Raw genomic sequence first — 5,983 nt, forward strand, 5'->3', positions numbered from 1 at the left:
AGTGTTTTACAGATTGGGAAAGGGACATCTCCTCTTCGGCCTTCAGGCTAAAGGAATGCATGAAATCTCTGCCGATTCCCAGGTAAACCAACTTTTCCTTCAGTCTTTGGGAAGGGCCACTGTGATAGCTGATGCGCTGGTTTTTGATGGTAGAAAGAGCCTCATCCAGGAGATATCGGGCTTTACCGGTTTTCTCCAGGTAACGGGTACGGCAGATACTTACATCACCGAAACGGGTTAAGAATGTCTTACTTCTCTTACCGGTGTTTTTCAGTTTTCCACGTCTTCTGTTCTTACGCAGGCAGCAATCAATATCAGACAGCACTTTGGTAAAGACTTTGCGGGCAATGGCCTGTATAATGTCAAAGATCAGATTCTCCAGGGTATCAAAGGTTAAATCCTTTACGGGAATTTCTACCTTGACCTCTGGAAAAGTTATTGTTATCATATCAGTACTCATAGGTGTAGTCTTACCTCCTTTTTTTAAAGGATACTTTGATCTGAGTATTTTTAGGTAAGTCTACACCTTTTTTATAGGTTAGGGCAAGTTTTTAAGTACCCCAGTAAATTTTACACTAACTAGTTCGTCTTGTTATGCTTTGCTTTACTTACTTAGTTAGTTGTGTTAGACTGTGATTAAGTTTTTGAGAATACTATTTTTGGTATTGAAAGTATGAGAAAGGAGTACAATCATTGAAAATATTTTATAAAAAATTTTCTGCTTACTTTATTATTTCCATTTTTTCTTTTTTACTTATTTTCTCAATAGGAATAAATAGTCAAGAAGATAATCTAGTAGAGGTAGAGGCTACTCCAGAAGGTATACTTGCTATTGTAAATGATGAAATCATTACCTTAAATGATTTTAACCAGTACTGGGATGCTATTCCTGATCAGTACAAAATACAATTAAATAAGGAAGATTTATTGGAACAGATTGTAATTCAAACATTGCTTATCCAAAAAACCAAGGAAATAAAATTAAGCGATAATCCAGAAGTTGCATTTCAAATTAAAAACGCAACCGAACAAATTTTAATTCAATATCTAATTGAAAAGGAAGTCGTTGAAACAACTGAATTAAGCGATGATGACATAAAGTTTTATTATGAAGAAAATAAAGAAAATTATTGGAAAGAAGAAGAAGTGCATGCTCTGAACATTCTAACTGAAACAGAAGACCAAGCTTTAGATGCTCTTCTAAAATTAAATGAAGGTATGGATTTTTCAACATTAGCACAAGAAATATCTATTGCTACAAGTGCTTCTAAAGGAGGAGATATCGGATTTATAAGCAAGGGTACTTTAACTGCAGAAATTGAAGAACAATTATTTATTTTAAATCCCGGTGATCTTAGTAAAATTATACCAACCGAAAAAGGATTTCATATTTTTAAGATAATCGAAAAAAATCCATCACGCTATTTGGAGTTAGATGAGGTAAGAGAAGAAATAAAGTATCAGTTATTACCTCAGAAACAGCAACAGGCTTTTGACCAGTATTTAAAAAATATTGAAGATGTAGCAACAATTGAAAAAAATTTAGAGTTAATTAAAGAAGAATAAACTAATTATAGAGAGACATCATTAAATAAATTAATTAGTAAGATACCCATTATATTTGTGATTTTTCTTTTATCTTTTTTATTGGTGCATATTTTAATGATAATCTTTTGATTCCTGAATTATTAAAGTTTACAGTAAGGTAAGAATCATTTTTTGTTTCTTGAATATTTGTAATTATGCCTTCTCCCCAATCGGGATGGAAGATCAAATCGTAGATATTTATAATTTCTTTCATCCGGGAAAAATCTTGCTGTCCCAAATAGTCAGGATAGTGTTTATTTATTTTTTCTATACAGCCTTTAGGTATTTCACTGAAGAAACGTGATACTTGATTAAATAAGGTCATTCCTTCAACATTTCTACGCCAACTAAATGTTATATAAAGTTGATCCATAGCTCGAGTCATTCCGACATAACAAAGTCTCCTTTCTTCTTCTAAGTCAAGTTGATTTGTTATACTTTTTCGATGAGGGAACAGACCTTCTTCAAATCCTGTTAAAAAAACTACTTGGAATTCTAAGCCCTTGACACAATGCAAAGTCATCAAATTTACCTTGTTATCATTGTCTAAATCATCAATAATATCCATATCAGTTACCAGAGAAATATAATTTAAAAAATTGTCTAACTTAGCTTCAGGATTTAATTTCTCAAATTCCCTAATTGATTGAATGAATATCTTAACATTATTGATAATATTTTTCTTTATCGAGCTATCTTCTTTGTTATTTATTAAATTGTAAAAATTAATTTCTTTTATAAGTTTTTCAACCAGTTTAGATATATTAATATTATTATTTTTTTGTAATTCCATAAATATATTGATATGCTGTTTAATCTTTTTCTTATTTTCCAAAGTAATCCGGTTATCAGATAAATTAATATAATGAGATAAAGTACTTAAAATTGATTTTTGCTCTCCTTCTCCTTCGGCTTTTTCTACTAGTGATTGAAATCCCTTTTTCCCTATACCAATTTTCTCTATTTCTAACCCCTTTTTTATACTATCTTTGTTATAAGAATTATTAATAATACTCAATATGTTTATTAAATATTTAATTTCTTTTTTTTCATAAAATCTAGAGTTACCAACAACTTTGAAGGGAATATTTTTTTGAGCGAAAACTTCTTCAAATGGTCTTGATTGAGTATTAATACGATATAACACTGCAAAATCAGCCCAATTTATTTTTTTATTCCTTTTTATATTAATAATTTCCTGAGCAACAAAGTTGGCTTCATCATTAATACTACTGGCTTCATAATATTTAATTTTTTCTCCACCTTTTTTTTCAGTCCATAGTTTTTTTTCTTTACGATATATATTATTCTTAATTACCTGTGTGGCTCCTCTTATTATCATCTCTGTAGAACGATAATTCTGTTCCAATTTAACTACCTTACATTCAGTAAAATCCTTTTCAAAATTAATGATATTGCTTAACTCAGCTCCTCTAAAGCCATAAATGCTTTGATCTGGATCACCTACGACAAAGAGGTTTTTGTTTTTTTGAGATAGAAGTTTGATAAAAATATACTGTGCGTGATTAATATCCTGATATTCATCAACCAAAATTTGTTTAAATTTTTTTTGATAATATTCTAAAATAGTTGGAAAATTTTTAAAAATCACAACAGTCTTCAGAATTAAGTCTCCATAATCAAGAGCCTGCTGTATGATTAATTGCTCTTGATACTTTTTGTATATTTCTCCTATCTGATAATTATAAAAACCAATTGAGTTTGCACTAAATTCGTTTTCATCTAATAATCTATTTTTAGCATTTTCAATAATACTATGAACTATCCTTGAATTATATTGCTTAATATCAAAAGAAAGCAATTTTATGCATTCTTTTATTAAATTAATAGATTCATTTTTATTATAAATATTAAATATGCTTTTATATCCAAGAATATTAATATGTTTACGTAAAATTCTAGCACAAACAGAATGGAAGGTCCCTATCCATATTTGATTATAGAGAGAGGTTGAAAATAATTCTTTGTTTAATACGGTATCGTTTATTATTCTTTTTTTCATTTCATTTGCTGCTTTATTGGTAAAGGTAACTGCCAGGATATTTCTGGGAAATATATTAAAATTTTTTATCAGATAGATAATGCGTTGAGTTATAACACTAGTCTTGCCACTACCTGCCCCAGCAATAACCAGTACGGGCTTATCAACAATAGATATTGCTTCTTTTTGTTTTGAATTTAAATCTTCAAACATCTTTTTTAAATCCTAATTAGATTAATAAAATGCTCTTTGGATTATTAAAAAATCCAGGGCTTGGTACAAATTAAGAATTTATATTAACCCTGGACTGAAATAAGTTTTCTCTGAGAAACAATACAATACCAACTGCACAGGAATATTGATTATCCTGTTCTATTATAAAAGTATCATAATCAGGTTCTCCTGCTCCAAGGTTGAAAATATTTTTTCTTTCAGACTTCATTTTTAAAACAGTTGCAGCTATAGATAAAGCTGGAGAAGGAGAAGTATTTATATTCGGTTTGGTAACATACTCATAATAGAATTTCTTTGCTATTGAAAATTATTATACAAAATCGAGCCATTGCAAATATTTTCTCTCTTTTCCTTTAAATACATTAAATAGTTTTTCCTGAATTTTTTTGCTAATAGGACCTCTATCTCCAGAACCAAGAATATAACGATCAATTTCTCGAATTGGTGTTAATTCAGCTGCAGAACCAACGAAGAAAGCTTCATCTGCAATATATAAAACATCACGAGCTACTAGCTCTTCTCTAACTTCATAACCCATATCGCGGGTAATAGTCATAACAGTATTTCTGGTAATGCCATCTAAAACAGATGTTAGTGGTGGGGTAAAAATAATTCCATCTTTAATCCAAAAAATATTTTCACCAGGACCTTCAGCTACATATCCATTACTATCTAAAAGTATTGCTTCATCTACCCCTAATTCAGTTGCCTCCATATTGGCAAAAATCGAATTAATGTAATTAGCACATAGTTTTGCCTTAGCAGAAGTAGAATTAATATGGCTTCTTTGCCAGGAAGATATTATGGCTTTAATGCCTTTAGCTAATGCTTCTTCTCCTAAATATGCACCCCATTCCCAGGCAGCGACCATAAATTGAACTGGACAACTAAAAGGATTTAAGCCTAGTTTTCGATATCCTCTGTATATCAATGGTCTAATATAGCAACTTTCTAATCTATTTACCCGTACAGTTTCCTTTATTGCTTGAGAGATTTCTTCTTTAGAATAAGAAAGTTCTAATTTTAATATTTTAGCGGAATTAAATAATCGATCTACATGCTCTGTCAATCTAAATATGGCTGTTCCCTGTTCTGTTTTATAAGCCCTAATTCCTTCAAAAACACCACTTCCATAATGTAAAGCATGTGTTAATACATGTACCTTTGCCTTATCCCAATCTACAAATTTACCATCCATCCATATTTTGTCTGCTTTCATCTTATGCATACCTCCAAAATATTAATATTTTAAAATAGAATAAATTATTTTTCATATAATCTATGGTATATAAAATCTATATTTCTGGTAAAATATTTAACATCAAAACAGGATTTTATTTCATCTTTTGTTAGATATTGATTGATTAAATTGTTTTCTAATAATTTTTCTTTAAAACTTTCTTTATTATCCCATGATTCAAGAGCAAGACCTTGCACAATTTCATATGCTTTTTCTCTTGGTAATCCTTTCTGAGTTAATTTAATCATAATAATTTGCGAAAAAATAAGTCCACCGGTTAGATCTAAATTTTTTTGCATATTAATATCATTAATTTTAAGATTATCTAATACAAACAAGAACTTTTGTAGTATATAATCTAAAAGCATGGTGCTATCAGGTAAAATAATTCTTTCCACTGAAGAATTAGAAATATCACGTTCATTCCATAGATTATTATTTTCAAGAGCAGATAGAGCATAACCTCTTAGGATTCTCGAAAGTCCACATATTCTTTCACATATAACTGGATTTTTTTTATGTGGCATGGCTGAAGATCCCTTTTGGTTAGTTAAAAATATCTCCTCTAATTCCAATATCTCTGTCCTTTGCAGACTTCTAATTTCAGTCGCAAACTTCTCAACAGAACTTGCAATAATCGCCAGGACACATACAAAATGAGCATAACGATCTCTTTGTAGTATTTGACTGGAAATCTTTGCTGGTCTTAAACCTAATTTTTTACAAACAATCTCCTCTACCTCTGGTTCGATATGGGCAAATGTTCCCACAGCTCCAGATATTTTGCCATAGATGACTTCCTCCTTGGTCATTTTCATTCTTTTTAAGTTTCTCCTCATTTCAGAATACCATAAACTAAATTTAAGTCCTAAGGTAATAGGTTCTGCATGGACTCCATGAGTACGACCAATCATAATGGT

Annotated in this window: 5 protein-coding genes; 1 reads left to right on the forward strand and 4 read right to left on the reverse strand. The window is 30.2% G+C overall.

Annotated elements, in window-relative coordinates; genetic code table 11:
• Nucleotides 1–460, reverse strand: a 460-nt coding sequence (locus PHD84_10350) for a UPF0236 family protein (protein ID MDD5638195.1), incomplete at its 3' end; no start/stop codon positions are given.
• A gap of 233 nt (nucleotides 461–693) precedes the next feature.
• Here PHD84_10350 and PHD84_10355 point away from each other — a divergent pair.
• A complete protein-coding gene (locus PHD84_10355) occupies nucleotides 694–1,566 on the forward strand; it encodes a peptidyl-prolyl cis-trans isomerase (protein ID MDD5638196.1) in 873 nt (290 codons plus the stop codon).
• 49 nt (nucleotides 1,567–1,615) lie between these two features.
• On the opposite strand, the gene PHD84_10360 is transcribed toward PHD84_10355, so the two are convergent.
• From PHD84_10360 to purB, 3 genes are all read right to left on the reverse strand, one after another.
• A complete protein-coding gene (locus tag PHD84_10360; GenBank protein MDD5638197.1) occupies nucleotides 1,616–3,802 on the reverse strand; it encodes a UvrD-helicase domain-containing protein in 2,187 nt (728 codons plus the stop codon).
• A 331-nt stretch (nucleotides 3,803–4,133) separates the two neighbouring features.
• Complete coding sequence (locus tag PHD84_10365) at nucleotides 4,134–5,042, reverse strand: branched-chain amino acid transaminase (GenBank protein ID MDD5638198.1); 909 nt, start codon at nucleotides 5,040–5,042, stop codon at nucleotides 4,134–4,136.
• A 44-nt stretch (nucleotides 5,043–5,086) separates the two neighbouring features.
• Nucleotides 5,087–5,983 (reverse strand): adenylosuccinate lyase (gene purB, locus PHD84_10370; GenBank protein ID MDD5638199.1); only part of this gene is annotated, 897 nt, incomplete at its 5' end.

Source organism: Atribacterota bacterium (genome assembly GCA_028717805.1).
Taxonomy (GTDB): Bacteria; Atribacterota; Phoenicimicrobiia; order Phoenicimicrobiales; family Stramentimicrobiaceae; genus Stramentimicrobium.

Coding starts and splice junctions, on each gene's coding strand:
- PHD84_10360 (MDD5638197.1), bottom strand. CDS start 3,802: ATGTTTGAAGATTTAAATTCAAAACAAAAAGAAGCAATATCTATTGTT.
- PHD84_10365 (MDD5638198.1), bottom strand. CDS start 5,042: ATGAAAGCAGACAAAATATGGATGGATGGTAAATTTGTAGATTGGGAT.